Raw genomic sequence first — 2,138 nt, 5'->3', positions numbered from 1 at the left:
CGTCGCCGGGCGCGATCCCCTCGCCGCCGGGTCGCCGCCGCCGGTCCGGACGCCGCCGGCCCTGCCGGGACCCGTCTTCGCCCGGGTGCTCGACCTGCCGGCGGTCGGCAGCGATCCGGTGGCGCTCTCCGTCCTCGCGGTCGCCGCCGAGCCCTGGCCCGGCGCGGTCGCGGTCTGGCGCTCCACGGGGGAGGGGGCGCCCTTCGCGTTCCACCGCCTCGTCGATCATCCGGCCTGCCTCGGCGAGACGCTGAGCGTCCTGCCCGCCGGGCCGGTCTGGCGATTCGACCGCGTGGCCCAACTCGATCTGCGTCTGCGCCACGCGGAGGGTCTGAGCGCGGTCGGCGAATCCGCGGCGCTCGCCGGCGCCAATCTGTTCGCGCTGGTGGGGCCGGACGGGGCGACCGAGATCCTGTCGGCGGCCGGCGTCGCCCTGATCGGGCCGGGAACCTGGCGCCTGACCACGCTCCTGCGCGGGCTTGCCGGCAGCGAGGCCGCCGCGGGCCGCCCCACCCCGGCCGGCAGCCTGATCATGCGCCTCGACGACGGGGCCGTCACCCCCCTGGTCGAGCGGCTCGACGAGGCCGGCCGCACCTTCCTCTACCGGGTCGGCCCCGCCGGGCGCGACCCGGCCGATCCGGCCTTCGTGGGGTTCGCCGCCACCGCCGGACTGTCGGCCTTCACGCCGCTCAGCCCCGTCCATCTGCGGGCGCGGCGCGAGCCCGGCGGCGTGCGGCTGAGCTGGACCCGCCGCGCCCGGCGCGACGCCGATGCCTGGGAGCCGGCGGACGTGCCCCTCGAGGACGGCGCGGAGGCCTACGCCGTCGACATCCTCGATCCGGACGGCGCCGTGCGCCGCAGCCTCACCGCCGTCGGCCCGAGCCTCCTCTACGCGCAGGAGGCGGCCGATTTCGGCGGCCCCCGCACCGCGATCGACTTCGCCGTCGCGCAGGTCGGCACCGTCGGCGGCCGCGGGCCCGCCCGCCGGGCCCGCGTGACCCTCACGACCTGAACCCTCTTCGGAGCCGCCCCATGGCCGACACGACCCCGAGCCTCGCCCTGCCGCTGATCGCGGGCGGGCAGGCCCAGAAGCACGTCACCCACAACGAGGCGCTGACGCTTCTCGACGCGCTGGTCCAGCTCGCGGTGATCGACAAGGATGCCTCGGCCCCGCCGAGCGATCCCGCCGAGGGCGACCGCTACCTGATCGCGGCGTCCGCGCCGACGGGGGCCTGGGCCGGGTGGAGCGGGCGCATCGCCCGCTACCAGGACGGGGCGTGGCTCTCCCTCGCGCCGCGGCCGGGCTGGCTCGTCTTCGTCGCCGACGAGGCCGAGATCTACGCCTTCGCCAACGACAGCTGGATCCCGTTCCGCACCACGCTCACCGCGCTCCAGAACCTCGCCCGCCTCGGCGTCGGCACCGCGGCCGATGCGGACAATCCGTTCGCGGCCAAGCTCAACACGGCCCTCTGGACGGCCCTGACCGCGGGCGAGGGCGGGACCGGCGATCTCCGCACCACGCTCAACAAGCAGGCGGCCGGCAATGTGCTGTCGCTCCTGATGCAGTCGGGCTTCTCCGGCCGGGCCGAATTCGGCCTCGTCGGCGACGACGATGTGAGCCTGCGCGTGAGCCCGGACGGCGGCCTCTGGGCGAGCGTCTTCACGGTCGATCGGGCGACCGGCACCGCGACGTTCGAGCGGGGCACGCTCCGCAGCGCGGTCACCGTCCTCACCGAATCGGACACCTGGACCAAGCCCGGCTGGGCGCGGGAGGTGACGGTGATCCTCGTCGGCGGCGGTGGCGGCGGCGGCTCCGGACGGCGCGGTGCCCCCGGCAGCGTGCGCGGCGGCGGCGCGGGCGGGGGCGCCGGCGGGTTCGGCTTCGAGACTTTCCCGGCCTCCGAACTGGCGGCGACGCTCTCCGTCGAGATCGGCGGCGGCGGGGCGGGCGGCACGGCCGCGGGCGCCGACAACGCGAACGGCAGCGCGGGCGCCGCCGGGGGGCTGACCCTCGTGCGCTCGGGCGGCGCCGTGATCGTCCAGATGTATGGCGGCTTGGGCGGGGGCGCGGGCGTGGCCGGCGCCGCGACCGGCGGCGCGGCCGGCAACCGGTTCTCGTTCGACGGCCAGAACGGTGG

2 protein-coding genes are annotated in these 2,138 nt (G+C 77.0%); both read left to right on the top strand.

Annotated elements, in window-relative coordinates; translation table 11 throughout:
- On the top strand, positions 1-1,012 hold a 1,012-nt coding region (locus LW587_RS23850), incomplete at its 5' end, for a GTA baseplate fiber-binding domain-containing protein (RefSeq protein ID WP_442919197.1).
- A 20-nt stretch (positions 1,013-1,032) separates the two neighbouring features.
- On the top strand, positions 1,033-2,138 hold a 1,106-nt coding region (locus LW587_RS23845), incomplete at its 3' end, for a DUF2793 domain-containing protein (protein ID WP_232632049.1).

The organism is Methylobacterium sp. Leaf118 (assembly GCF_920984675.1).
In the GTDB taxonomy this organism is placed as follows: Bacteria; Pseudomonadota; Alphaproteobacteria; order Rhizobiales; family Beijerinckiaceae; genus Methylobacterium.
Note: the sequence above shows the minus strand (reverse complement) of the source record. Positions and strands in the feature narration are given on the sequence as shown.